Genomic DNA, 24093 nt, shown 5'->3' with positions numbered 1-24093 from the left:
CGACGTAGGCTGGAGACGCATTCCCTTCGATCTCCGGAGCACCTTTTTCGTGAGCGAGTCCTCCCGGCGGCCCCGCAGGCCCGCCAAGCCCTACCGCCGTCCCCAGAAGGACCCCGTCCGCGTCCTGGCCTTCGAGGCGCTGCGCGCGGTGGACGAGCGGGACGCCTACGCCAACCTCGTGCTGCCCCCGCTGCTGCGCAAGGCCCGTGACAAGGGCGACTTCGACGCCCGGGACGCCGCGCTGGCCACCGAGCTGGTGTACGGCACGCTGCGCCGGCAGGGCACCTACGACGCCGTCGTCGCCGCCTGCGTCGACCGGCCGCTGCGCGAGGTCGACCCGCCGGTGCTGGACGTGCTCGGCCTGGGTGTGCACCAGTTGCTCGGCACGCGGATCCCGACGCACGCCGCCGTCTCCGCCACCGTGGAGCTGGCCCGGGTGGTGCTCGGGGACGGCCGGGCCAAGTTCGTCAACGCCGTGCTGCGGAAGGTGGCCCAGGACGATCTCGACGGGTGGCTGGAGAAGGTCGCGCCGCCCTACGACGAGGACCCCGAGGACCACCTGGCCGTCGTGCACTCGCACCCGCGCTGGGTCGTCTCCGCGCTCTGGGACTCCCTCGGCGGCGGCCAGGCCGGCATCGAGGAGCTGCTCGCGGCCGACAACGAACGGCCCGAGGTGACCCTGGTCGCCCGGCCCGGACGGGCCACCACCGAGGAACTGCTGCGCGAGGAAGCCGCCGTACCGGGCCGCTGGTCGCCGTACGCCGTACGGCTCGCCGAGGGCGGCGAGCCGGGCGCGGTCGAGGCCGTGCGCGAGGGCCGGGCCGGCGTGCAGGACGAGGGCAGCCAGCTGGTCGCCCTCGCGCTCGCGAACGCCCCGCTCGACGGGCCCGACGAGAAGTGGCTCGACGGCTGCGCCGGACCCGGTGGCAAGGCCGCGCTGCTCGGCGCCCTCGCCGCCGAGCGCGGTGCCGTACTGCTCGCCTCCGAGAAGCAGCCGCACCGGGCCGGCCTGGTCGCCAAGGCGCTGCACGGCAACCCGGGCCCGTACCAGGTCATCGCCGCGGACGGCACCCGGCCGCCGTGGCGTTCCGGCAGCTTCGACCGGGTGCTGGTGGACGTCCCGTGCACCGGTCTCGGCGCCCTGCGCCGCCGCCCCGAGGCCCGCTGGCGCCGCCGCCCCGAGGACCTGGACACCTTCGCCCCGCTCCAGCGCGCCCTGCTGCGCACCGCCCTGGAGTCGGTACGCGTCGGCGGGGTCGTCGGCTACGCCACCTGCTCCCCGCACCTCGCCGAGACCCGGGCGGTGGTGGCCGACGTCCTGAAACAGCACCCCGGCACCGACCTGATCGACGCCCGCCCCCTGCTCCCCGGCCTCCCGGAACTGGGCGAGGGCCCCGACATCCAGCTGTGGCCCCATCTGCACGGCACCGACGCGATGTACCTGGCCCTGATCCGCAGAACCGCGTAGCCGCCGGCCACCCCTGGGCCTGACCCGCCCTCCCCGGCAGGGCATAGGCTTGGGCCCATGTCCGTGCAGATCAATCCCAGCATCCTGTCCGCCGACTTCGCCCGCCTCGCGGACGAGGCCGAGGCGGTCCGCGGCGCCGACTGGCTCCATGTCGACGTCATGGACAACCACTTCGTCCCGAACCTCACCCTCGGCGTGCCGGTGGTGGAGTCCCTGGCCCGGGCGACGGACACTCCGCTGGACTGCCACCTGATGATCGAGGACCCCGACCGGTGGGCCCCCCAGTACGTCGAGGCGGGGGCGTCGTCGGTCACCTTCCACGTGGAGGCGGCGGCCGCCCCGGTGCGGCTCGCCCGGGAGATCCGCGCGAAGGGCGCCCGCGCGTCCATGGCGCTGAAGCCCGCGACGCCGATCGAGCCGTTCGAGGACCTGCTGCCGGAACTCGACATGCTGCTGATCATGACGGTCGAGCCGGGCTTCGGCGGCCAGGCGTTCCTCGACATCATGCTGCCGAAGATCCGCCGTACCCGGGAGCTGATCAAGAAGCACGGTCTTGAGCTGTGGCTCCAGGTCGACGGCGGTGTCTCGGCCGGCACCATCGAGCGGTGCGCGGACGCGGGAGCGGACGTGTTCGTCGCCGGGTCGGCCGTGTACGGGGCCGAGGACCCGGCCGAGGCCGTGCGCGCGCTGCGTGCCCAGGCGGAGTCGGCCACCGCCAAGGCGTCCTGGGCATGCGACCACTGAGCCACGGCGAAGTGAACGGTTGAATGAAGGCCGCCCATCAGGGCGGATCAGTCGCCCCGAATCTGCGAGGATGAACGGCGAATCCAGAGTGTGAACAGCAGTGAGGAGATCGCCGTGTCGGGTATGTCGGCGGGCCGGTCAGCCATGCGGATGGGACCCGCTGAGCTGGTGCAGGCGGCGGCCATGGCCCGCCGCTTCTACCTCGAGGGCAAGTCCAAGATCCAGATCGCGGAGGAGTTCGGCGTCAGCCGCTTCAAGGTGGCCCGGGTCCTGGAGACCGCCCTCGAACGGGACCTCGTACGCATCGAGATCCGTGTGCCGGCCGAGCTGGACGCCGAGCGTTCCGACGCGCTCCGCGCCCGCTACGGCCTCAGGCACGCCGTCGTGGTCGAGTCCCCGGCCGAGGCGGAGGAGACCCCGGACCCCGAGAACCTCGGTGAGGTCGCCGCCGACCTGCTCGGCGAACTCGTCAACGAGGGCGACGTGCTCGGGCTGGCCTGGGGCCGGTCCACCATCCACATGGCGGCGGCCCTCGACCGGCTGCCGCCGTGCACGGTGGTGCAGCTGACGGGCGTGTACGACGCCGGGACCGCCGAGCGCGGCTCGGTGGAGGCCGTCCGCCGGGCCGCCCAGGTCTCGGGCGGCGACGCGCACCCCATCTACGCGCCGATGCTGCTGCCGGACGCGGCCACCGCGGCGGCGCTGCGCAACCAGACCGGCATCGCCCGGGCCTTCGAGTACTTCGACAAGGTCACGGTCGCCTGTGTCTCCATCGGCTCCTGGGAGCCGGGCATCTCGACCGTGCACGACATGCTCAGCGACGAGGAGCGCGCGCACTACGCCTCGCTCGGTGTCGCCGCCGAGATGTCGGCGCACCTCTTCGACGCCGAGGGGCGCCGGATCGGCCGGGACCTGGGGGAGCGGTGCATCACGGTCAAGACCGACCAGCTGCGCCGTATCCCGGAGGTGGTGGCGATCGCGGGCGGGCAGCGCAAGGCCGCCGCGATCGACGCGGTGCTGCGCTCCGGGCTCGTCACCAGCCTGGTGACCGACACCTCGGCCGCCGACTACCTGCTGACGGCGGGCCAGGCGCCGAAGCCGGCGCTCAGCCGCCAGGACCCCGACGGGGTCTGACAGCGGCTCCCGGCGGGCCGGAGGGTCTCCGGCAGCGGGGGCGTGCGCTTTTCCGCCGGTAATCGGGGGCTGGGCCGACGGGCTCCGAGGGCGGGTTCCGGCGGGCTCCGACACCGGGTCCGGCGGCCCTGGAGGGCGTCCGGCACCGGGTCCGGGCGGGTGCCCACGGCGTCCGGCGCTTGGGCCGGGCGGGTGCCCAAGGTGTTCGTGTTCGACCTCGGCGGGCCCGCGCCGGACGGCCGTGGCAGCATCGACGCATGCCGCCACGGTTCGTCCCCCGCGTCCTCGCCGGGCTTCTGGTCTGTCTCGCCGTTCTCCTGACGGGATGCTCCGGCGGCTCCCCGCCGGGCTCCCCGGCCTCCCGCGCCTCCCCGGGCGCCTCCGCCCCGGCCTGGGCGCACGGCATGGCCACCGTCCCCGCGTCCCGGCTGCCCGCCGAGGCGCGCCGGACACTGGCCCTGATCGACCGGGGCGGGCCCTTCCCCTACGCCCAGGACGGAGCCGTCTTCGGGAACTTCGAGCGACACCTGCCCCGGCACCCGCGCGGCTACTACCACGAGTACACCGTGAAGACCCCCGGCTCCCGCGACCGGGGCGCCCGGCGCCTGGTCACCGGGCAGGGCGGGGAGATCTACTACACCGATGACCACTACGACTCGTTCCGGGCGGTACTGAGATGAGCGAAGACCAGGCCGGCCCGCTCGTGGCCGTGCTCGACCTCGACGGCGTCACGGACAAGGCGGGCCTGATGGACCGCGTCGCCCGGGCCCTGGCGCTGCCCGACTGGTTCGGCCGCAACTGGGACGCGCTGGCCGACTCCCTGTCCGATCACACGGTCTGGCCCGAGGGTGCCGTGGAACGGGGGCTGCTGATCGTCGTCCGGGGCTGGCGGCCGTACGCGGGGGCCCGGCCCGAGGAGTGGCGGACCGCCGAGGAGGTCCTCACCGAGGCCGCGGACCGGACGGCCGCCCTCACCGTCGCCCTTGCCCTTGGAGGAACCTCCTAGCCGTCCGGCGACGACCCTGGATGTTCTGTCAGGGCATGCCGGACGCCCCGCCATGGGAGAATGAAGTACGTGCTCTTTCCCCCTGGCACACCTGCCAGGGGGTCACCTCTGATCGACTGGGATGTGCAGCACGTGCGTTTCCTCAATGACATCCAGCCCGCGTACGACCTGACGTACGACGACGTGTTCATGGTGCCGCGCCGCTCCGCGGTGGGCTCGCGTCAGGGCGTGGACCTCGCCTCGCCGGACGGGACGGGCACCACCATCCCGCTCGTCGTCGCGAACATGACCGCCATCGCCGGCCGCCGCATGGCCGAGACGGTGGCCCGCCGCGGCGGGCTCGTGGTCATCCCGCAGGACATCCCGATCGACGTCGTCACCGACGTGATCTCCTGGGTGAAGAGCCGGCACCTGGTGCTGGACACCCCGATCGTGCTGGCCCCGCACCAGACCGTCGCCGACGCCCTGGCGCTGCTGCCCAAGCGCGCGCACAACGCCGGTGTGGTCGTGGACGAGAACCAGCGGCCCGTCGGTGTCGTCACCGACGCCGACCTGTCCGGCGTCGACCGCTTCACCCAGCTCGAGGTCGTCATGTCCAAGGACCTGCTCCTGCTGGACGCCGACATCGACCCGCGCGAGGCCTTCAACACCCTCGACCACCACAACCGCCGTTACGCCCCGGCCGTCGACAAGGACGGCAGGCTCGCCGGCATCCTCACCCGCAAGGGCGCCCTGCGCGCCACGCTGTACACCCCGGCCGTGGACGCCGACGGCAAGCTGCGCATCGCCGCCGCCGTCGGCATCAACGGCGACGTGGCGGGCAAGGCCAAGCAGCTGCTCGACGCGGGCGTGGACACGCTCGTCATCGACACCGCGCACGGCCACCAGGAGTCGATGATCAGCGCCATCAAGGTGGTGCGCGCCCTCGACCCGAAGGTGCCGATCGCCGCGGGCAACATCGTCTCCGCCGAGGGTGTGAAGGATCTCGTCGACGCGGGCGCCGACATCATCAAGGTCGGTGTCGGCCCGGGCGCCATGTGCACCACCCGCATGATGACCGGCGTGGGCCGCCCGCAGTTCTCCGCCGTCCTGGAGTGCGCCGCCGAGGCGAAGAAGTACGGCAAGCACGTGTGGGCCGACGGCGGTGTCCGCCACCCCCGCGACGTCGCCATGGCCCTCGCGGCCGGCGCGTCCAACGTGATGGTCGGCTCGTGGTTCGCGGGTACGTACGAGTCCCCGGGCGACCTCCAGCACGACGCCAACGGGCGTGCCTACAAGGAGTCCTTCGGCATGGCCTCGGCCCGCGCCGTGGCGAACCGCACCTCGGAGGAGTCGGCCTACGACCGCGCCCGCAAGGCGCTGTTCGAGGAGGGCATCTCCACCTCCCGGATGTTCCTCGACCCGGCCCGCCCGGGCGTCGAGGACCTGATCGACTCGATCATCGCGGGCGTCCGCTCCTCCTGCACCTACGCCGGCGCCGGCTCGCTGGAGGAGTTCGCCGAGAAGGCGATCGTCGGCATCCAGAGCGCGGCCGGCTACGCCGAGGGCAAGCCGCTGCACGCCAGCTGGAGCTGACCCGCGGCTCACCGCACCCGCACGACGGCCCCCGCCGTTCCCCACCCGGGAACGGCGGGGGCCGTCGGCGTATCCCCGACCTCGGAAAAGGTGCTCTTCAGGGCGTTGCGCAACGGTCGAAAGCGCGCGCGCAACGATTTGTCATCCGGGCCCGATGAACGCAATGATTCTGCGGGGATGCGCAAGGTTGCTGCATTACGCCCGTGAAGGCCCGCCTCGTAGGGTGCTGCGCTAGTACGTGCGTGGCGGGGACCCCGCTCGGTGGGTTCCTGCCCTCGCAGGCCCACCGGTCCCCGTCCACGAGGGCCGGCTCTCCTGCCGGTCCGCGTCCGCACCACACCGGCAGCGATAAAGGAGCCAGCGCGTGCTCGACCAAGGCGCACCCCCGCAGAACCCCCTACCGGCCGCCCCCGCGTCCCCGGGCGTCGCCGCGCGCCTGATGCGTCGCAAGCCCGTGGAACGCCTGGTCGCGGAGGGCGGCCAGGGCGAAGGAGGAGAGCTCCGCCGCTCCCTCGGGCTGTGGCAGCTGACCATGATCAGCATCGGGGCCACCCTCGGCACCGGCATCTTCGTCGTCCTCGGCGACGCCGTCCCCGAGGCCGGCCCCGCCATCACCCTGTCCTTCGTGATCGCCGGCCTCACCGCGCTGTTCTCGGCCCTGTCCTACGCCGAGCTGGCGGGCAGCATCCCGGTCGCCGGCTCCTCCTACTCGTACGCATACGCAACGATGGGCGAGCTGGTCGCCTGGGTCTGCGGCTGGTGCCTGATCCTGGAGTACGGCGTCTCGGTGGCCGCCGTCGCCGTCGGCTGGGGCGAGTACCTCAACGAGCTGCTGGACGGCACCATCGGCGTCACCATCCCGAGCGTGCTCTCCTCGGCCCCCGGCGAGGGCGGCGTCATCAACCTTCCCGCGCTGATCGTCGTCCTGCTGGCGATGGTGTCCCTGCTCGGCGGCGCCCGCGAGTCCGCCCGCGCCAACACGATCATGGTGTGCGTGAAGATCGTCGCCCTGGTGCTGTTCTGCGCGGTCGGCATCATGGGCTTCAAGTCCGGCAACTACGCCGACTTCATGCCGCTCGGCATGAGCGGCGTCAGCGCCGCCGGTGCCACGCTGTTCTTCTCGTACATCGGCTTCGACGCCGCCTCCACCGCCGGTGAGGAGGCCAAGGACCCCAAGCGGGACCTGCCGCGGGCGATCATGCTGTCGCTGATCATCGTCACCGCGCTGTACGTGCTCGTCGCCGGTGTCGCCGTCGGCGCCTGGAACTGGAAGAAGTTCGACGGCTCGGAGGCCTCCCTCGCCGCGATCATGAACGACGTCAGCGGCCAGACCTTCTGGGGCACGATGCTGGCGCTGGGCGCGGTCATCTCCATCGCGAGCGTGGTGCTCACCGTGCTCTACGGCCAGACCCGCATCCTCTTCGCGATGTCCCGCGACGGCCTGGTGCCCAAGGCGCTCGGCAAGGTCCACCGCAAGACCGGCGCCCCCCGCCTCAACACGGTGATCGTCTCCCTGTTCTGCGGTGCGCTCGCCGCCCTCATCCCGCTGGGCAAGCTCGTCGACGCCACCAGCATCGGCACCCTGTTCGCCTTCGGACTGGTCAACATCGCGGTCATCGTGCTGCGCTACAAGCGGCCGAACCTGGAGCGGACCTTCAAGGTGCCGTTCGGGCCGGTGCTGCCGGTGCTGGGCTTCCTGTTCTGCGCGTACAACATGTTCAGCCTCGACACCGTGACCTGGGTCGTCTTCGGATGCTGGATGGCCGCCGGGCTCGTGTTCTACTTCCTGTACGGCTATCGCCGTTCCCGTCTCGCGACCGACGACGACCTCGCGGTGACGGCAGTGAAGTGACCGAACCGAAGAAGTGAACGACCCCCTGTGCTGAACGATCTCGACGAACGCATCGTGCACGCCCTCGCCGAGGACGCCCGCCGCTCCTACGCGGACATCGGGCAGCTGATCGGACTCTCCGCGCCTGCGGTGAAGCGGCGCGTGGACCGGCTGCGGGCCACCGGAGCCATCACCGGGTTCACCGTCCGGGTGGACCCGGCGGCGCTCGGCTGGGAGACCGAGGGGTACATCGAGATCTACTGCCGGAGCAACACCTCTCCGGAGACCATCCAGCGGGGTCTGGAGCGGTACCAGGAGGTCGTGGCCGCGTCGACCGTCACCGGCGACGCGGACGCGATCGCCCAGGTCTTCGCCTCCGACATGCGGCACTTCGAGCGGGTCCTGGAGCGGATCGCGGGCGAGCCGTTCGTGGAACGCACCAAGTCCGTCCTGGTCCTGTCACCCCTGCTGCGCCGCTTCTCCTCCGGGGCGCCGGGGTAGGAGCGGACGGCGGCCCGGGGCGCCTTGTCGTCGCCGGCTGCGGGCAGCGCCCCCTGAAGGGGCGCGGGGAACTGCGCGAGCAACCCCGCACGGCCCGCACCCGGCGGACGACAGGGCGCCCCGTCTGCTTTTCGGGGGACACCCAACCGGTCCGCGCAACGAATCACCGCCGAGCCCCTTTCCCACGCAACAAACTGCGCACGCGCGCGCAACGGCTCCTTCTTGTCCGGCCGGACGCGCCGCCCGTACCGTCTTTCTGACCCCCCAACCCCCCGTTCCGGTGAGGATCACGCATGCGCACCGCCCTGCTCCAGAGCTCCGGCCGTCCCGGCTCGATCGCCGAGAACCTCAAGGTCCTCGACGAGGCCGCGGGCCGCGCCGCCGCCGCGGGCGCCGGGCTGCTGGCCGCGCCGGAGATGTTCCTCACCGGGTACGCGATCGGCGACGACATCGCCCGCCTCGCCGAGCCCGCCGACGGCGACTCGGCCGACGCGGTCGCCGAGATCGCCACCCGGCACGGCTTGGCCCTCGTCTACGGCTACCCGGAGCGCGACGGCGACACCGTCTTCAACTCCGCCCAGCTGATCTCCGCCGACGGCACCCGGCTCGCCAACTACCGCAAGACCCACCTCTTCGGCTGCTTCGAGCGCGACCACTTCACGCCGGGCGAGCGGCAGGTCGTCCAGGCCGAGCTGAACGGGCTCACCGTGGGCCTGCTGATCTGCTACGACGTCGAGTTCCCGGAGAACGTCCGGGCCCACGCCCTGGCCGGCACCGACCTCCTCGTCGTCCCGACCGCGCAGATGCACCCCTTCCAGTTCGTCGCCGAGTCGATGATCCCGGTGCGCGCCTTCGAGAACCAGATGTACGTCGCGTATGTCAACCGGGTCGGTGAGGAAGGGGAGTTCGAGTTCGTCGGCCTCTCCGTCCTGGCCGGTCCCGACGGCGTCGCCCGCACCCGGGCCGGCCGTGCCGAGCAGCTGGTGCTCGCCGACGCCGACCCCGCCTTCCTGGCCGCCTCCCGGGAGAACAACCCGTACCTGGCGGACCGCCGCCCCGGTCTGTACGGGTCCCTGGTCTGAGCCGCGGGCGCACCGCGAAGGACGGCCGCGCGCAAGCGGCCGCGGCAGCCCCACCCTGTTCCACCACGCAAGGAGTCCGTACCCCCATGACGTCCACGGTGCCCAACGCCGTCGAGCACACCGACGAGCAGCAGCCGCCGATCACCATGTTCGGCCCGGACTTCCCCTACGCCTACGACGACTTCCTCGCCCACCCGGCGGGCCTCGGCCAGGTCCCGGCGACCGAGCACGGCACCGAGGTCGCGGTCATCGGCGGCGGCCTGTCCGGCATCGTCGCCGCCTACGAGCTGATGAAGATGGGCCTCAAGCCCGTCGTCTACGAGGCCGACCAGATCGGCGGCCGGCTCCGCACGGTCGGCTTCGAGGGCTGCGACGACTCGCTGACCGCCGAGATGGGCGCGATGCGCTTCCCGCCGTCCTCCACCGCCCTCCAGCACTACATCGACCTGGTCGGCCTGGAAACCAGGCCCTTCCCGAACCCGCTGGCCGAGGCCACCCCCTCGACCGTGGTCGACCTCAAGGGCGAGTCGCACTACGCCGTCACCATCGACGACCTGCCCCAGGTGTACCGGGACGTCGCCGCGGCCTGGAACAAGTGCCTGGAGGAGGGCGCCGACTTCTCCGACATGAACCGCGCGATGCGCGAGCGGGACGTGCCGCGCATCCGGGAGATCTGGGCGAAGCTGGTCGAGAAGCTCGACAACCAGACCTTCTACGGCTTCCTGTGCGACTCCGAGGCGTTCAAGTCCTTCCGGCACCGGGAGATCTTCGGCCAGGTCGGCTTCGGCACCGGCGGCTGGGACACCGACTTCCCGAACTCCATCCTGGAGATCCTGCGCGTCGTCTACACCGAGGCCGACGACCACCACCGCGGCATCGTCGGCGGCTCCCAGCAGCTGCCGCTGCGCCTGTGGGAGCGCGAGCCGGAGAAGATCGTCCACTGGCCGCACGGCACCTCGCTGAAGACGCTGCACGTGGACGGCGAGCCGCGCCCGGCCGTGACCCGGCTGCACCGCACCGCGGGCAACCGGATCACCGTGACGGACGCGAACGGCGACATCCGCACCTACCAGGCGGCGATCTTCACCGCCCAGTCCTGGATGCTGCTGTCGAAGATCGCCTGCGACGACTCGCTCTTCCCGATCGACCACTGGACCGCCATCGAGCGCACCCACTACATGGAGTCCTCGAAGCTGTTCGTCCCCGTCGACCGGCCCTTCTGGCTGGACAAGGACGAGGAGACCGGCCGGGACGTCATGTCGATGACGCTCACCGACCGCATGACCCGCGGCACCTACCTGCTCGACAACGGCCCCGACCAGCCCGCCGTGATCTGCCTGTCGTACACCTGGTGCGACGACAGCCTGAAGTGGCTGCCGCTCTCCGCGAACGAGCGGATGGAGGTCATGCTGAAGTCGCTCGGCGAGATCTACCCGAAGGTCGACATCCGCAAGCACATCATCGGCAACCCGGTGACGGTCTCCTGGGAGAACGAGCCCTACTTCATGGGCGCGTTCAAGGCCAACCTGCCCGGCCACTACCGCTACCAGCGGCGCCTGTTCACCCACTTCATGCAGGACCGGCTGCCCGAGGACAAGCGGGGCATCTTCCTCGCCGGCGACGACATCTCCTGGACGGCCGGCTGGGCCGAGGGCGCCGTGCAGACCGCGCTGAACGCGGTGTGGGGCGTGATGCACCACTTCGGCGGCACGACCGACCCGTCGAACCCGGGCCCGGGTGACGTCTACGACGAGATCGCGCCGGTGGAGCTTCCCGAGGACTGACCCGGGAGACGGACCGAGGCGCGGGCGGCCGGGACCGGGATTCCGGCCGCCCGCGCCTTCGCCAGCCCACGGTGCGGTCCGGCGGCCCGCTCAGCCGGGCAGCGGGGTCAGCAGCATCCGGCCCGCGAACCCCACCGCCGCGTCCAGCCGCTCGGTGAACTCCTCGGCGATCCCGGCGCAGTACCGCAGCGCCCACAGGGCGCGGGCCGCCGCCCAGGCCGCGTCCCGGGCCCGCTCCAGGCTCCACGAGCCCAGCAGATGGGTGAGCGGGTCGGCGATCTGGAGCAGATCCGGGCCCGGCATCAGATCCTCGCGGACGCGTTCCTCCAGCGCCACGAGCAGCTCGCCCACCCGGTCGAACTCGTCCTCCAGCTCGGCCGGTTCGCAGCCGAGGGTCCGGCAGGTGTCGATCACGGCCAGGGCCAGATCGTGCCCGATGTGGGCGTTGACGCCGGCCAGCGCGAACTGCAGCGGGCGCACTCCGGGGTGGCGGCGGAGCTGGAACAGCGGCCGCCAGCAGGCGGGCGGGCGGCGGTCCTCGCCAGCCGCGTCGACCGCCGCCAGATAGCGCTGTGCGAACCGCACGTCCAGGGTGCCCGCCGCCCGCGGATCGGGGAACTCGCCCGCGTCCAGCCGCCGGCCGACCTCCTCGGTGACGGTGAGGTAGACCCGGTTGAACACGGCGACGCCGTCCCGCGCGGGCAGGGCCGTGTCCAGCGCGCGCATCCGCGCCACGACGGCGTCGACGGAGGGGGCGGATGCCGCGGGCCGCGCCAGGGGGGAAGCCATGGCGGAAGCGTCCCAGCCCGGTGCCGGCCGGTGTGCCGACCGGCCCGGTGCTTCGCCGGAACGGGCGAACGGCGGAACGCGGGGGCGCCGGAACGCGGGGGCGCCGGCTAGGACTTGGCGTGCGGCGCCCGGGTGTCGGCCCGCGGACCGCTCTCCGCGTCCGCCTCCGCGTCCGCCTCCGTGTCGTACGTCGACGTGCCCTCGTCCAGCAGCGGCTCCTGCGTCTTCAGGTGGGCCGGGGCGAAGGCGCGCAGGGCGTGGTAGCCGGTGATGACGACCAGGGTGCCCAGGGCGATGCCGCTGAGCGAGAAGGTGTCGGTGAACTTCATGGAGACGTTGCCGACGCCGATGATGATGCCCGCGGCGGCCGGGACCAGGTTCAGCGGGTTGCGCAGGTCCACCTTGGCGTTGATCCAGATCTGGGCGCCGAGCAGGCCGATCATGCCGTACAGGATGACGGTGATGCCGCCGAGCACCCCGCCCGGGATGGCCGCCACGACCGCGCCGAACTTCGGGCAGACGCCGAAGAGCAGCGCGAAGCCGGCGGCGGCCCAGTAGGCGGCGGTGGAGTAGACCCGGGTCGCGGCCATCACGCCGATGTTCTCCGAGTAGGTGGTGTTCGGCGGGCCGCCGACGGCGGTGGAGAGCACCGAGGCGACGCCGTCGGCGGAGATCGCCGTGCCGAGCTTGTCGTCCAGCGGGTCGCCGGTCATCTCGCCGACCGCCTTGACGTGGCCCGCGTTCTCCGCGACCAGGGCGATGACCACGGGCAGCGCGACCAGGACGGCCGACCACTGGAAGGACGGCCCGTGCAGCTGGGGCAGCCCGATCCAGTCGGCGTGGGAGACCGCGGACAGGTCCAGCCGCCAGTGGTCGGTGACCTTGCCGCTCGGGCTCACGGAGTGGATCTTGCCGAAGATCCGGTCGAAGGCCCAGGAGATGCCGTAGCCGAAGACCAGGCCCAGGAAGATGGCGATGCGCGACCAGAAGCCGCGCAGGCAGACGACCGCCAGCCCGGTGAAGAGCATCACCAGCAGGGCGGTCCACTGGTCCTGCGGCCAGTAGGTGGACGCGGTCACCGGGGCCAGGTTGAAGCCGATCAGCATGACGACGGCGCCGGTCACGATCGGCGGCATGGCGGCGTGGATGATCCGCGCGCCGAACCGCTGCACGGCCAGGCCCACCAGGAACAGCACCGCGCCGACGACGAGCACCGCGCCGGTCACGGTCGCGCTGGTGCCGCCCTGGGCGCGGATGACGGCGGCCACGCCCACGAACGACAGGGAGCAGCCGAGGTAGCTCGGCACCCGGCCGCGGGTGGCGAGCAGGAAGATCACGGTCGCCACGCCCGACATCATGATCGCCAGGTTCGGGTCCAGGCCCATGAGCACGGGGGCCACGAAGGAGGCGCCGAACATCGCGACCACGTGCTGGGCGCCCAGGCCCACGGTACGGGGCCAGGACAGCCGTTCGTCGGGGCGTACCACCGCTCCGGGAGCGGGCGTGCGCCCGTCACCGTGCAGTTTCCAGCGCACGCCGAGGTCCATGGTGGGGTTTCGCTTTCTTACGTACATGAGGACGGTCCGAACCATTGTGCGGGTAAGCGGCGGTTCTCCGCCCCAGCAGTCGTCCATGTGAACTCGGTTCACATGGACGACCGCTTCAGGGGTGCGGACCGGACACCGCGGCGCCCTGCGGATCCGCCTCCGCGCGGTCCCCGCGTTCGGCGGCCCGCAGCACGCCCGCGAACAGGGCGAGCCCGCAGGCCAGCGCCGTCACCACACAGAACGACACCATCAGGCTGGTCGCCTGCGCCACCCCGCCGATCAGGCTCGGCGCGATCAGCCCGGAGGTGTAGGTGACGGTCGCCACGCCCGCGATGGCCTGGCTCGGGTTGGGGCCGGCGTGTCCGGCGGCCGCGAAGCACAGCGGGACGACCACCGCGATGCCGAGCCCCATCAGCGCGAACCCGGTCATCGCCGGCGCCGGGTGCCGCGCGAGCACGATCAGCAGCCCGCCCAGCACGGCGAGCACCCCGCCGGCCCGCACGGTACGGACCGCGCCGAAGCGGTTCACCACCGCGTCCCCGGCGATCCGGGCCACCGCCATGGTCAGCATGGAGCCGGTCGTGGCGGACGCCGCCAGCCCGGCCGAGCTGTCCAGCCGGTCCCGCAGGAACACCGCCGACCAGTCCAGGGTCGCGCCCTCGGCGAACACCGCGCAGAACCCGACCGCGCCGATCAGCAGGGCCGAGCGCGGCGGCAGCGCGAACCGCGGCGGCGGCTCCTCGTCCTCGGCCGGCTGGACGTCCAGCACCCAGCCGCAGACCGTCCAGCCGAGCACGGTGAGGACGGCCGAGGCCAGCGCGAAGTGCAGCCGCGCGTCCGCGCCGAGGTGCGCGGCCAGGGTGCCGGCCGCCGAGCCGGTCAGGGCGCCCGCGCTCCACATGCCGTGCAGCCCGGACATCACCGACTTGCCCAGCAGCCGCTCGACCTCCACGCCGAGGGCGTTCATCGCGACGTCGGACATGCCCGAGGAGGCGCCGTAGGCGAACAGCGCCAGGCACAGCGTGACCAGGTTCGGCGCGACGGACGGCAGCACCAGGGCCAGCGTCCACAGCGCCAGCAGCCCGCGCAGGGCCGCACGGCTGCCGAAGCGGTGGGTGACCCGGCCCGCCAGCGGCATCGCGCACGCCGCACCGAACGCGGTGAAGGCCAGCGCGAACCCCAGCTGGCCGGCGCTCAGCCCGGCGTGCTCCTGGATCCAGGGCACCCGCGTGGCGAACGACCCGGTCACGGAGCCGTGCACGGCGAACACGGCCGCCACGGCGTACCGGGCGCGCCGCACCTCGTCGTGTGCCGGGCTCATGTCACCCATGGTCCTTGTCCCTCATGTTCCTTGTCCCTCCCCGGCCGTCCTTCGCGGCGATCCGGCGCGTAAATTATCAGGAACCCTGCCTGATAGATAGGGGAGGCCGTGCGGCGCGTACGACCGTCCGGTCCGCGATCTGGGAGGATTCCCGACATGCCCGCATCACCCAGCACCGCCCGGGCCCTCAACGACCGGCTGGCCCTGCGGCTGTTGCAGCAGGAAGGCCCGCTGACGGCGGGGCAGCTGAAGCAGTTGACCGGCCTGTCCCGGCCCACCGTCGCCGACCTGGTGGACCGGCTCACGGCCGCCGGGCTGATCCAGGTGGTCGGCGAGTCCGGCGAGCAGCGCCGGGGCCCCAACGCCCGGCTCTACGGCATCGTCGCCGGCCGCGCCCACCTCGCCGCGCTCGACGTGCGCACCGAAGGCGTCCTCGTCCTGGTCTCCGACCTGCTCGGGCGGGTCCTCGCCGAGGCGTCCGCGCCGATCGGCGGGGACACCGGGACCGGGCCCGCCGTGGAACAGGCGGTGGCCGCGGTGGAGCGGGCCGTGAAGGAGGGCGGCGCGGACCGGCTGCACACGGTCGGCATCGGAGCGCCGGGCCTGATCGACCCGGCCACCGGCGACCTCCGGGACTCCGCCGGACTGCCCGCCTGGCACCGCAGCCTGGTCGCCGCCCTCCAGGACCGGCTGCCCGGCGCCCGGGTGACCGTCGAGAACGAGACGAACCTCGCCGCCCTGGCCGAGCAGCGCGAGGGTGCCGCCCGGGACCGGGACACCTTCGTCCTGCTGTGGCTGGGGCACGGCGTCGGCGCCGCGGTCGTCCTGGACGGCACCCTGCGTCGCGGTGCCTCCGGCGGCACCGGCGAGATCGGCTTCCTGCCGGTTCCGGGCACGGACACGCTGCCGTCGGCGACCGACTGCGACGGCGGCTTCCACTCGCTGGCCGGGGCGGCGGCGGTCGTCTCGCTGGCCGCCGACTGCGGACTTCCGGCGCCCGGACCGGAGGGCGGGGCCGGCGCGGCGGACGGGACCGAGGGCGCGGGGGGCGCGGCGCGGGCGGTGCGCGGTGCGGCGGACGGGTCGGGGGCGGCGCGCGTGGTGCGCGACGCGGTGGCGCGGGCGTCCGCGGCCGACGAGCGCTTCCTGCACGCCCTGGCCGACCGGGTCGCCGTCGGCGCGGCCTCGGTGGTGGCCGTCCTGGACCCCGGCTGCGTGGTGCTCGGCGGGGAGATCGGCCGGGCCGGGGGAGCGGTGCTCGCGGGGCTGGTGGAGGAGCGGCTGCGCCGGATGTCGCCGCTGGCCACGGAGGTGCGGGCGAGCGGCCTCGGGGGCGCGGCCGTGCTGCGCGGGGCGCTGATCACCGCGCGGGAACGGGCGCAGGACGAGCTGTTCGGACAGCCGGAGCGGTAACCGGCCCCCCGATCGCCCCCCTGGCGGCGCTCCCGGTCGGCCCCGCATTGGCGGCCCGGCGGCGGGCAAGGGCCGTCGTCACCGCCGCCGAGCCCGTCCGCACCTTAAGAGGACTAGACCAGTAGGGTCAATGGTCCGGACCAACCTCAACCCGGTTGGCCCGCCGAGCGGTTGCCCGCGACGGTCGCATGGCGCGAAAGCGCCGGTACCCACTGTGAGGGAGGCCACACGACCCACCCCTATGGACGAGTGGCGGGCGTGGCAGACTGGGCCTGTACCAGAAGCAGCGCACTCCGGGGTCGGTGAAAGTCCGAACCGGCGGTTACAGTCCGCGACCCGGTCGCTTCCAGCGGCCGGTTGACCAGGTGAAATTCCTGGACCGACGGTTAAAGTCCGGATGGGAGGCAGTGCGCGGCGGGCGGGCACGCGTGTATCCGTGTGCGCGCCGCCGTACCGAGGCTCGTCCCTCTGTGGACGCGTCCGTTCGGCGACGCCTCTCGGTGTGTGCTCACCCGTGGATTCTGTCGTCATCGACAGCCCCGGAGTCCGTGCCCGAAGAGGCAGGAGGACCCGGGAAGTGTTCACCGGAATCGTCGAAGAGCTGGGTGAGATCACCGCCGTCGAGAACCTCGGCGACGCCTCCCGCTTCCGGCTGCGCGGCCCCGTCGTCACCGAGGGCGCCCGGCACGGCGACTCCATCGCCGTGAACGGGGTCTGTCTCACCGTCGTCGAGCACGAGGGCGACGAGTTCACCGCCGACGTCATGGCCGAGACCCTGAAGCGTTCCAGCCTGGGCGCGCTCGCCGTCGGCTCCCGCGTCAACCTGGAGCGCCCCACCGCCGTCGGCGCCCGCCTCGGCGGGCACATCGTGCAGGGACACGTCGACGGCACCGGCGAGATCCTGGCCCGCACGCCGTCCGAGCACTGGGAGATCGTGAAGATCTCCCTCCCCGCGGACCTCTCCCGCTACGTCGTGGAGAAGGGCTCCATCACGGTCGACGGCATCAGCCTGACCGTCGTGGAGGCGGCCTCGGACCACTTCACGGTGAGCCTCATCCCGACCACCCTCGCCCTGACCACGCTCGGCGTGAAGCAGCCCGGCGACCCGGTCAACCTCGAAGTGGACGTCATCGCCAAGTACGTGGAGCGGCTGCTCGCGGCCGGACAGGAGGCGGACCGGTGAACTGGCTGAACTCCGAGGCGTTCACCCTCTTCGGCCAGCACATCATCTGGTCGGACATGACCGGCAACATCCTGGGCCTGATCACCCTCGCCCTCGGCTGGCGCCGCTCCCTGTGGACCTGGCCCGTGCAGTTCCTGTCCGGCCTCGTCCTGTTCGCCGCCTTCTACGGCCATCTGACCGGCAGCGCCGGCAAGCAGGTCGTCGTCATGGCCGTCGCGCTGTACGGCTGGTGGCAGTGGCAGCGCACCCGGAACCGGTCCGGCGACGGCCACATCAGCCCCCGGTTCGCCACCTGGCGCGAGCGCGCGGCCATGGTCGCCGGCGCCGGCGCCGGCACGGTCGCCGTCGCCCTGCTCTTCCAGGCCTACCCGTCCCTGTCCTGGGACCCCTGGCCCGACGCCTACATCTTCGTCGGCACCATCGTCGCGATGTACGCCCAGGCCAAGGGCATGGTCGAGTTCTGGTTCGCCTGGCTGCTCGTCGACCTGGTCGGCGTCCCGCTGAACTTCGCCAACGGCTACGCCTTCTCCGGCTTCGTCTACGTCATCTACGGCGCACTCGTCCTGTGGGGCATGCGCGACTGGTGGCTGCGCTCCCGCGAGGCCGCGCGGCCCACACTGGAAGGAGCGCCGGCATGACCTCGGCACCCGCCCTCCACGACACCCCCGACACCGACACCTACGACAGCTTCGTGCTCGACCCGGTCGAGCAGGCCATCGCCGACATCGCCGCCGGACGCCCGATCATCGTCGTCGACGACGAGAACCGGGAGAACGAGGGCGACCTCGTCGTGGCCGCCGAGAAGATCACCCCCGAGATCGTCGCCTTCATGATGAGCGAGTGCCGGGGACTGATCTGCGCGCCCATGGAGAGCGGGGAACTGGACCGGCTGCGGCTGCCGCAGATGGTCGAGGACAACACCGAGTCGATGAAAACCGCGTTCACCATCTCTGTGGACGCCACCGCCGCTCACGGTGTGAGCACCGGCATCTCCGCCGCCGACCGCGCCACCACGCTCCGCCTGCTGGCGAGCGGCACGGCCGAGCACACCGACTTCGTCCGCCCCGGCCATGTCTTCCCGCTGCGCGCCAGGGCCGGCGGCGTCCTCGCCCGCAACGGTCACACCGAGGCCGCCGTCGACCTCGCCCGGCTCGCGGGCCTGCGCCCGGCCGGCGCCATCGTGGAGATCGCCGGCGAGGACGGCCGGATGCTCCGCCTGCCCGAACTGATCCCGTTCGCCCGCAAGCACGGCCTGACGATCATCTCCATCGAGGACCTGATCGCCTACCGCCGGAGCAGCGAGCCCACCGTCCGCCGCGAGGCGGAGACCCGCCTGCCCACCCGGCACGGCACCTTCACCGCCTACGGCTACCGGTCCACCGTCGACGGCGTCGAGCACGTCGCCCTCGTCCACGGCGACCTCGGCGACGGACGGGACGTGCTGGTGCGCGTCCACTCCGAATGCCTCACCGGCGACGTCTTCGGCTCCCTGCGCTGCGACTGCGGCCCCCAGCTGGACACCGCCCTCGGCCGCATCCAGGAGGAGGGCCGCGGAGTCGTCGTCTACCTGCGCGGACACGAGGGGCGCGGCATCGGCCTGCTGTCCAAGCTGCGCGCCTACGAACTCCAGGAGCAGGGCCACGACACCCTGGACGCCAACCTGGAGCTCGGCCTGCCCGCCGACGCCCGCGACTACGGCGCCGGCGCGCAAATCCTCGCCGACCTCGGCGTGCGCGAGGTCCGGCTGATGACCAACAACCCCGACAAGACCGACGCCCTCAGGCGCCACGGCATCGAGGTCACCGGCCGGGAGCCGATGCCCGTCCAGGCCGGTGAGCACAATCTCCGCTACCTGCGCACCAAGCGGGACCGGATGGGCCACGACCTGCCCTGGCTCGACACGCCCGCCGTGTCGGCCTGCGGCAACCAGTAAGCGAAAGAGCACGGAGGTAAGACGTGAGCGGCAAGGGTGCACCGGACGTGTCCGTACGCAAGGTGAGCGACCTCAGGGTCGCGGTCATCGCGGCGCAGTGGCACGAGAAGGTGATGGACGGCCTGGTGGACGGCGCCCTGCGCGCCCTGCACGACCTGGGCATCGACGAGCCGACCCTGATCCGGGTCCCCGGCAGCTTCGAGCTGCCGGTCGCCGCCAAGGTCCTCGCGGGCCGCGGCTACGACGCGATCGTCGCCCTCGGCGTCGTCATCCGCGGCGGCACCCCGCACTTCGACTACGTGTGCCAGGGCGTCACCCAGGGCCTCACCCAGGTCTCCGTCGACACCGGCGTCCCCGTCGGCTTCGGCGTGCTCACCTGCGACACCGAGGAGCAGGCCCTGGACCGGGCCGGCCTGGAGGGCTCCAGCGAGGACAAGGGCCACGAGGCGGTGACGGCGGCCGTGGCGACGGCGGCCACGCTCCGCTCGGTATCCGAACCCTGGCACTAGGCCGGCCGCCACAACGGCTAGGGTGGGGCTCACCATGTCCAAGAAGACGTTCGAGGAGCTGTTCACCGAGCTCCAGCACAAGGCCGCCCACGGCGATCCCGCCACCTCCCGCACCGCGGAACTGGTCGGAAAGGGCGTCCATGCCATCGGTAAGAAGGTCGTCGAAGAGGCCGCCGAGGTCTGGATGGCCGCCGAGTACGAGGGCAAGGAGGCGGCGGCCGAGGAGATCTCGCAGCTGCTGTACCACGTCCAGGTGATGATGGTCGCCCGCGGCATCTCCCTGGACGACGTCTACGCCCACCTGTAAGCCGTACCCGCACACACCACCCCGTAGAGAACGAACGAAGGAAGCCGACCTCATGCTGCGCATCGCCGTCCCCAACAAGGGTTCACTCTCCGGCCCTGCGGCGGAGATGCTGCATGAGGCCGGCTACCAGCAGCGCCGCGAGTCCAAGGAACTGCGCATCGTCGACCCGGAGAACGAGGTCGAGTTCTTCTACCTCCGCCCCCGCGACATCGCGATCTACGTCTCCTCCGGCCGCCTCGACATCGGCATCACCGGCCGCGACCTGCTGATCGACTCCGGCGCCGAGGCCGAGGAGATCCTGCCGCTCGGCTTCGCCCGCTCCACCTTCCGCTTCGCCGCCAAGCCCGGCACCGCGCACGGCATCGAGGACCTCAAGGGCCGCACGGTCGCCACCTCCTACGAGGGGATCGTCGCCAAGCACCTCGCGGACAGCGGCATCGACGCCTCCGTGGTCCACCTGGACGGCGCCGTCGAGACCGCCATCGAACTCGGTGTCGCCGAGGTCATCGCCGATGTCGTGGAGACCGGCACCAGCCTGCGCAACGCGGGCCTGGAGGTCTTCGGCGAGCCGATCATGAAGTCCGAGGCCATCGTCGTCCGCCGCACCGGTGCCGACGCCGAGGAGCCCAAGGTCCAGCAGTTCCTGCGCCGCCTCCAGGGCGTCCTGGTGGCCCGGACGTACGTGATGATGGACTACGACTGCCGGGTGGAGCAGCTGGAGAAGGCCGTCGCGCTCACCCCCGGCCTGGAGTCCCCGACCGTCTCCCCGCTGCACAACGAGGGCTGGGTCGCCGTCCGCGCCATGGTCCCCGCCAAGGAGGCCCAGCGGATCATGGACGACCTCTACGGCATCGGCGCCCGCGCCATCCTGACCACGGCCATCCACGCCTGCCGCCTCTGAGGGATACGCCCGAGATGCCCGACCTGCCCGACCTGCCCGTCACCTTCCGGCCCGGCCACACCCGGGCGATCCTGCTCACCGCCGGAGTCCTGATCTTCGTGGTGATCTCCGGGATCGCCCTGCTGCTGGAGGACCTCGGCCCGGGCTCCCGGCTCAGCTTCATCGTCACCGGCGCGCTCTGCCTCTGGGTGCTCGCCCAGCTGGCCCGGGTGAGGGTGGTCGCCGAGGAATCCGGCGTCACCGTCGTCAACATCGCGAGCAAGCGGCGCCTGGCCTGGGCGGAGATCCTCCGGGTGAACCTCCGGCCGGGTGACCCCTGGGTCTTCCTCGACCTCAGCGACGGCACCAGCCTGCCCGCGCTCGGCATCCAGCCGGGCATCGCCAAGCGGCAGGCCATCGCCGACGCCCGGACCCTGAGGGAACTCGCCGAGGCCCGCTCCGGCTCGCCCGCCCTGCCGCACGAGCCCAGATCTTGATTAATCTGGTGGGCGGAGGCGTCCCGCTGCGCCTCCGCCCCTGCGCGCCACCCGGTGCCCAGGGGTTCCTGCTACCCGAGGAGTGACCTACTCCGGCGATGGACGGATCGTCCTGTAGTACCCGCGCCACCCCTGCCCGACATAGCGGCAAGGCGGTGGCAGCGTGACCATCCCCCTGCTGTTGCTCGCCGCGGCCTTCCTGCTGATCCTCGCCAACGGATTCTTCGTGGCGGCCGAGTTCGGCCTCGTGACGGTCGAACGCCCGGACGCCGAGAAGGCCGCCGCCGACGGCGACCCCCGTGCCCGCACGGTCGTGGAGTCGCTGAAGGAGCTGTCCTTCCAGCTCTCCGGCACCCAGCTCGGCATCACCATCACCTCCCTGGTCGTCGGCATGCTCGCCGAACCCGCGCTGGCCGAGCTGCTGCGCGGCCCGTTCGCGGCGCTCGGCGTCCCCGAGGGGGCCGCGGCCGGCATCGCGGTGGTCGTCGGCATGCTGCTGGCCTCCGCGATCCAGATGGTGATCGGCGAACTCGTGCCCAAGAACTGGGCGGTCTCCCGGCCGCTGCAGGTGGCCCGCTTCGTGGCCGGCCCGCAGCACCGCTTCGCCCTGCTGTTCCGCCCGGTGATCTCCGCGCTGAACACGGTCGCCAACCGGCTGGTCCGCGCCCTGGGCGTGGAACCCGCCGAGGAACTGGCCTCCGCCCGCACCCCCGGCGAACTCGTCTCGCTGGCCCGGCACTCCGCCCTGGCCGGTGCCCTGGAGCAGGACACGGCCGACCTGTTCGTGCGCACCCTGTCCCTGGGCGAGCTGACCGCACAGCACGTGATGACCCCGCGGGTGAAGGTGAGCGCGTTGCAGGTCTCGGCCACCGCCGAGGACGTCGTCAACCTCACCCGGGCCACCGGACTGTCCCGCTTCCCCGTCTACCGGGAGAAGATCGACGAGGTCGTCGGCATGGCCCACCTGAAGGACGCGCTGGCCGTCCCGGTCCACGACCGGCTGCGCACCCCGGTCGGCCGCATCGCCCGCAAGGCGCTGCTGGTCCCCGAGACCCTGCCCGTGCAGCCCCTGCTCGCCCGGCTGCGCAGCGAGCAGCCCATCGCGGTCGTCGTGGACGAGTACGGCGGCACGGCCGGTGTGGTCACCCTGGAGGACATCGTCGAGGAACTGGTCGGCGAGGTCCGCGACGAGCACGACGCCAAGGACATGCCCGAACTGGCCCCCGCCCCGCCCGAGGACGGCAGGCCCGCCTGGGACGTGGACGGCGGCTGCCGCGTCGACATCCTCACGCGCATAGGACTCGACGTGCCCGAGGGGCCGTACGAGACCGTGGCCGGACTGGTCGCCGATCTGCTCGGCCGGATCCCGGCCCCCGGCGACCGGGCCGAACTGCCCGGCTGGCGGCTCTCGGTCCGCCAGGTCGGCCACTACCGCGCCGAACGGGTCCGCCTGGTCAGGACGGCCCCCGTGGCGAGCGTGCCGGAGGCCGCCCGATGAGCGTCCTGCAACTGGTCTTCGCGGCGCTGCTCGTGCTCGCCAACGGTTTCTTCGTCGGCGCCGAGTTCGCGCTCGTCTCCGTCCGCCGCAGCCAGATCGAACCGCTCGGCACCGCCCGCGCCCGCCAGGTGCTCTACGGCCTGGAACGGCTGCCGCAGATGATGGCCGCCGCCCAGTTCGGCATCACCGTCTGCTCCCTGACCCTCGGCGCGGTCGCCGAGCCGACGGTGGCGCACCTGCTGGAGCCGCTGTTCGAGTGGATCCACCTGCCGCACGGCATGATCCACCCCCTCGGCTATGTCATCGCGCTGGCCGCGGTGGTCTTCTTCCACCTCGTCATCGGCGAGATGGTGCCGAAGAACCTGGCCATGGCGGCGCCCGAGAAGGCGGCGCTCTGGCTCAGCCCCGGCCTGGTCTGGTTCGCCCGCCTGTGCAAACCGGTCACCGTGGCCCTCGGCGCCTGCGCCCAGGGCATCCTGCGGCTGTTCCGCGTCGAGCCGAAGGACGAGGTGGCGGCGGTCGTCACCACCGAGCAGCTCAACCGCCTGCTGGAGGACTCCGGCGAGGCCGGACTGCTCGGCCCCGAGGAGCGCGAGCGGCTGGAGGACGCCCTGGAACTGGGCTCCCGCCCGGTGACGGACGTCCTGCTGCGCCGCGAGTCCCTGGTCGTCGTGGAGCCCTCGGTCACCCCGGGGGACATCGTGGAGCTGACCGCCCGCACGGGCTACTCCCGCTTCCCGGTCGCCGCGGCCGGCCAGGGCCCCTTCATGGGATACGTGCACGTGAAGGACGTCCTCGACCTGGAGGACTCCGACCGGGCCGTCCCCCAGCAGGTCTGGCGGCCCATGGCCACGCTCCGCGCCGAGCTGCCGCTGGACGACGCCCTCACCGTGATGCGCCGGGCGGCCACGCATCTGGCCCAGGTCGCCGACGCGACCGGCAAGGTGCTGGGCCTGGTGGCCCTGGAGGACGTCCTGGAGATGCTGGTGGGCGAGGTCCGGGACCCGGCGCACCGGGAGATGCCGGAACCCAGGGCGAGCGGCGAGCCGGAGGAGGCACTCGCCGGGTAGCCCTGGTTGAGCGCCCCTTCG

The 24093-nt window shown here is 72.3% G+C and carries 23 protein-coding genes and 1 riboswitch; of the genes, 20 read left to right on the top strand and 3 right to left on the bottom strand.

Annotated elements, in window-relative coordinates; translation table 11 throughout:
• Positions 1 to 49 precede the first annotated feature (49 nt).
• From IH25_RS0134700 to IH25_RS0134655, 10 genes are all read left to right on the top strand, one after another.
• Positions 50 to 1468 (top strand): RsmB/NOP family class I SAM-dependent RNA methyltransferase, encoded by a 1419-nt coding sequence (locus IH25_RS0134700; RefSeq protein ID WP_030620201.1) that lies wholly within the window; start codon positions 50 to 52, stop codon positions 1466 to 1468.
• 57 nt (positions 1469 to 1525) lie between these two features.
• On the top strand, positions 1526 to 2212 hold the full coding sequence (gene rpe, locus IH25_RS0134695; protein ID WP_030620200.1) for a ribulose-phosphate 3-epimerase: 687 nt from the start codon (positions 1526 to 1528) through the stop codon (positions 2210 to 2212).
• Positions 2213 to 2302: 90 nt separating this feature from the next.
• Positions 2303 to 3346: a sugar-binding transcriptional regulator gene (locus tag IH25_RS0134690; RefSeq protein WP_030620198.1), complete on the top strand. Its 1044-nt coding sequence runs from the start codon at positions 2303 to 2305 to the stop codon at positions 3344 to 3346.
• A gap of 257 nt (positions 3347 to 3603) precedes the next feature.
• Positions 3604 to 4026, top strand: coding sequence for a guanyl-specific ribonuclease (locus IH25_RS0134685; RefSeq protein WP_030620196.1), 423 nt, complete (start codon positions 3604 to 3606; stop codon positions 4024 to 4026).
• Positions 4023 to 4352 carry a barstar family protein gene (locus IH25_RS0134680; RefSeq protein ID WP_030620194.1) on the top strand — a complete coding sequence of 110 codons (330 nt, stop codon included), beginning with the start codon at positions 4023 to 4025 and terminating at the stop codon, positions 4350 to 4352. The genes IH25_RS0134685 and IH25_RS0134680 overlap by 4 nt, the downstream gene beginning before the upstream one ends.
• A gap of 132 nt (positions 4353 to 4484) precedes the next feature.
• The gene (locus tag IH25_RS0134675; RefSeq protein WP_030620191.1) at positions 4485 to 5927 is read left to right on the top strand and encodes a GuaB1 family IMP dehydrogenase-related protein; all 1443 of its coding nucleotides are present in this window, start codon (positions 4485 to 4487) and stop codon (positions 5925 to 5927) included.
• A 364-nt stretch (positions 5928 to 6291) separates the two neighbouring features.
• Positions 6292 to 7779: an amino acid permease gene (locus IH25_RS0134670; RefSeq protein WP_030620188.1), complete on the top strand. Its 1488-nt coding sequence runs from the start codon at positions 6292 to 6294 to the stop codon at positions 7777 to 7779.
• 27 nt (positions 7780 to 7806) lie between these two features.
• Positions 7807 to 8259: an Lrp/AsnC family transcriptional regulator gene (locus tag IH25_RS0134665; protein ID WP_030620185.1), complete on the top strand. Its 453-nt coding sequence runs from the start codon at positions 7807 to 7809 to the stop codon at positions 8257 to 8259.
• Positions 8260 to 8552: 293 nt separating this feature from the next.
• On the top strand, positions 8553 to 9341 hold the full coding sequence (locus tag IH25_RS0134660; RefSeq protein ID WP_030620182.1) for a carbon-nitrogen hydrolase family protein: 789 nt from the start codon (positions 8553 to 8555) through the stop codon (positions 9339 to 9341).
• A gap of 86 nt (positions 9342 to 9427) precedes the next feature.
• Positions 9428 to 11125, top strand: a complete 1698-nt coding sequence (locus IH25_RS0134655; RefSeq protein WP_030620180.1) for a flavin monoamine oxidase family protein — start codon at positions 9428 to 9430, stop codon at positions 11123 to 11125.
• Between the two features lie 90 nt (positions 11126 to 11215).
• Here the strand turns inward: IH25_RS0134655 and IH25_RS0134650 are convergent, their stop codons facing one another.
• The 3 genes from IH25_RS0134650 to IH25_RS0134640 all read right to left on the bottom strand — a co-directional run bounded on the left by IH25_RS0134650 (position 11216) and on the right by IH25_RS0134640 (position 14782).
• Positions 11216 to 11914 carry a DUF5995 family protein gene (locus tag IH25_RS0134650; RefSeq protein WP_051754354.1) on the bottom strand — a complete coding sequence of 233 codons (699 nt, stop codon included), beginning with the start codon at positions 11912 to 11914 and terminating at the stop codon, positions 11216 to 11218.
• Positions 11915 to 12021: 107 nt separating this feature from the next.
• Positions 12022 to 13461 carry a uracil-xanthine permease family protein gene (locus tag IH25_RS0134645; RefSeq protein ID WP_030620174.1) on the bottom strand — a complete coding sequence of 480 codons (1440 nt, stop codon included), beginning with the start codon at positions 13459 to 13461 and terminating at the stop codon, positions 12022 to 12024.
• A 115-nt stretch (positions 13462 to 13576) separates the two neighbouring features.
• Entirely contained in the window at positions 13577 to 14782 is a 1206-nt protein-coding gene (locus tag IH25_RS0134640) for an MFS transporter (protein ID WP_387875895.1), read from the bottom strand.
• Positions 14783 to 14938: 156 nt separating this feature from the next.
• Here IH25_RS0134640 and IH25_RS0134635 point away from each other — a divergent pair, with 156 nt between their 5' ends.
• From IH25_RS0134635 to IH25_RS0134590, 10 genes are all read left to right on the top strand, one after another.
• Positions 14939 to 16195, top strand: a complete 1257-nt coding sequence (locus IH25_RS0134635; protein WP_030620169.1) for an ROK family transcriptional regulator — start codon at positions 14939 to 14941, stop codon at positions 16193 to 16195.
• A gap of 284 nt (positions 16196 to 16479) precedes the next feature.
• Positions 16480 to 16610, top strand: a riboswitch (FMN riboswitch).
• A gap of 162 nt (positions 16611 to 16772) precedes the next feature.
• Entirely contained in the window at positions 16773 to 17378 is a 606-nt protein-coding gene (locus IH25_RS0134630; RefSeq protein ID WP_030620166.1) for a riboflavin synthase, read from the top strand.
• Complete coding sequence (locus tag IH25_RS0134625; protein WP_030620164.1) at positions 17375 to 18016, top strand: nicotinamide mononucleotide transporter family protein; 642 nt, start codon at positions 17375 to 17377, stop codon at positions 18014 to 18016. The genes IH25_RS0134630 and IH25_RS0134625 overlap by 4 nt, the downstream gene beginning before the upstream one ends.
• Complete coding sequence (locus IH25_RS0134620) at positions 18013 to 19311, top strand: bifunctional 3,4-dihydroxy-2-butanone-4-phosphate synthase/GTP cyclohydrolase II (protein ID WP_030620161.1); 1299 nt, start codon at positions 18013 to 18015, stop codon at positions 19309 to 19311. Before IH25_RS0134625 ends, IH25_RS0134620 begins: the two co-directional genes overlap by 4 nt.
• A 23-nt stretch (positions 19312 to 19334) precedes the next feature.
• Entirely contained in the window at positions 19335 to 19820 is a 486-nt protein-coding gene (gene ribH, locus IH25_RS0134615; RefSeq protein ID WP_030620160.1) for a 6,7-dimethyl-8-ribityllumazine synthase, read from the top strand.
• A 34-nt stretch (positions 19821 to 19854) separates the two neighbouring features.
• On the top strand, positions 19855 to 20127 hold the full coding sequence (locus IH25_RS0134610; protein ID WP_007491392.1) for a phosphoribosyl-ATP diphosphatase: 273 nt from the start codon (positions 19855 to 19857) through the stop codon (positions 20125 to 20127).
• A gap of 52 nt (positions 20128 to 20179) precedes the next feature.
• Entirely contained in the window at positions 20180 to 21028 is an 849-nt protein-coding gene (gene hisG / locus IH25_RS0134605; protein WP_030620155.1) for an ATP phosphoribosyltransferase, read from the top strand.
• Between the two features lie 14 nt (positions 21029 to 21042).
• A complete protein-coding gene (locus IH25_RS0134600) occupies positions 21043 to 21504 on the top strand; it encodes a PH domain-containing protein (RefSeq protein WP_030620153.1) in 462 nt (153 codons plus the stop codon).
• 163 nt (positions 21505 to 21667) lie between these two features.
• Positions 21668 to 23002, top strand: coding sequence for a hemolysin family protein (locus IH25_RS0134595; protein ID WP_030620151.1), 1335 nt, complete (start codon positions 21668 to 21670; stop codon positions 23000 to 23002).
• Positions 22999 to 24072, top strand: a complete 1074-nt coding sequence (locus IH25_RS0134590) for a hemolysin family protein (RefSeq protein WP_030620148.1) — start codon at positions 22999 to 23001, stop codon at positions 24070 to 24072. Before IH25_RS0134595 ends, IH25_RS0134590 begins: the two co-directional genes overlap by 4 nt.
• The last annotated feature ends 21 nt before the right edge of the window (positions 24073 to 24093 follow it).

The sequence above is a fragment of the Streptomyces achromogenes subsp. achromogenes genome, assembly GCF_000720835.1.
Taxonomy (GTDB): Bacteria; Actinomycetota; Actinomycetes; order Streptomycetales; family Streptomycetaceae; genus Streptomyces; species Streptomyces achromogenes.
This window is presented reverse-complemented; position numbering and strand designations above follow the sequence as displayed.

What these genes read in the sequence shown, in the direction of transcription:
- rpe (WP_030620200.1), top strand. Translation starts at nt 1,526, where the DNA reads ATGTCCGTGCAGATCAATCCCAGCATCCTGTCCGCCGACTTCGCCCGC.
- IH25_RS0134685 (WP_030620196.1), top strand. Translation starts at nt 3,604, where the DNA reads ATGCCGCCACGGTTCGTCCCCCGCGTCCTCGCCGGGCTTCTGGTCTGT.
- IH25_RS0134680 (WP_030620194.1), top strand. Translation starts at nt 4,023, where the DNA reads ATGAGCGAAGACCAGGCCGGCCCGCTCGTGGCCGTGCTCGACCTCGAC.
- IH25_RS0134660 (WP_030620182.1), top strand. Translation starts at nt 8,553, where the DNA reads ATGCGCACCGCCCTGCTCCAGAGCTCCGGCCGTCCCGGCTCGATCGCC.
- IH25_RS0134655 (WP_030620180.1), top strand. Translation starts at nt 9,428, where the DNA reads ATGACGTCCACGGTGCCCAACGCCGTCGAGCACACCGACGAGCAGCAG.
- IH25_RS0134650 (WP_051754354.1), bottom strand. Translation starts at nt 11,914, where the DNA reads ATGGCTTCCCCCCTGGCGCGGCCCGCGGCATCCGCCCCCTCCGTCGAC.
- IH25_RS0134645 (WP_030620174.1), bottom strand. Translation starts at nt 13,461, where the DNA reads ATGGACCTCGGCGTGCGCTGGAAACTGCACGGTGACGGGCGCACGCCC.
- IH25_RS0134640 (WP_387875895.1), bottom strand. Translation starts at nt 14,782, where the DNA reads ATGAGCCCGGCACACGACGAGGTGCGGCGCGCCCGGTACGCCGTGGCG.
- IH25_RS0134635 (WP_030620169.1), top strand. Translation starts at nt 14,939, where the DNA reads ATGCCCGCATCACCCAGCACCGCCCGGGCCCTCAACGACCGGCTGGCC.
- IH25_RS0134620 (WP_030620161.1), top strand. Translation starts at nt 18,013, where the DNA reads ATGACCTCGGCACCCGCCCTCCACGACACCCCCGACACCGACACCTAC.
- IH25_RS0134610 (WP_007491392.1), top strand. Translation starts at nt 19,855, where the DNA reads ATGTCCAAGAAGACGTTCGAGGAGCTGTTCACCGAGCTCCAGCACAAG.
- hisG (WP_030620155.1), top strand. Translation starts at nt 20,180, where the DNA reads ATGCTGCGCATCGCCGTCCCCAACAAGGGTTCACTCTCCGGCCCTGCG.
- IH25_RS0134600 (WP_030620153.1), top strand. Translation starts at nt 21,043, where the DNA reads ATGCCCGACCTGCCCGACCTGCCCGTCACCTTCCGGCCCGGCCACACC.
- IH25_RS0134590 (WP_030620148.1), top strand. Translation starts at nt 22,999, where the DNA reads ATGAGCGTCCTGCAACTGGTCTTCGCGGCGCTGCTCGTGCTCGCCAAC.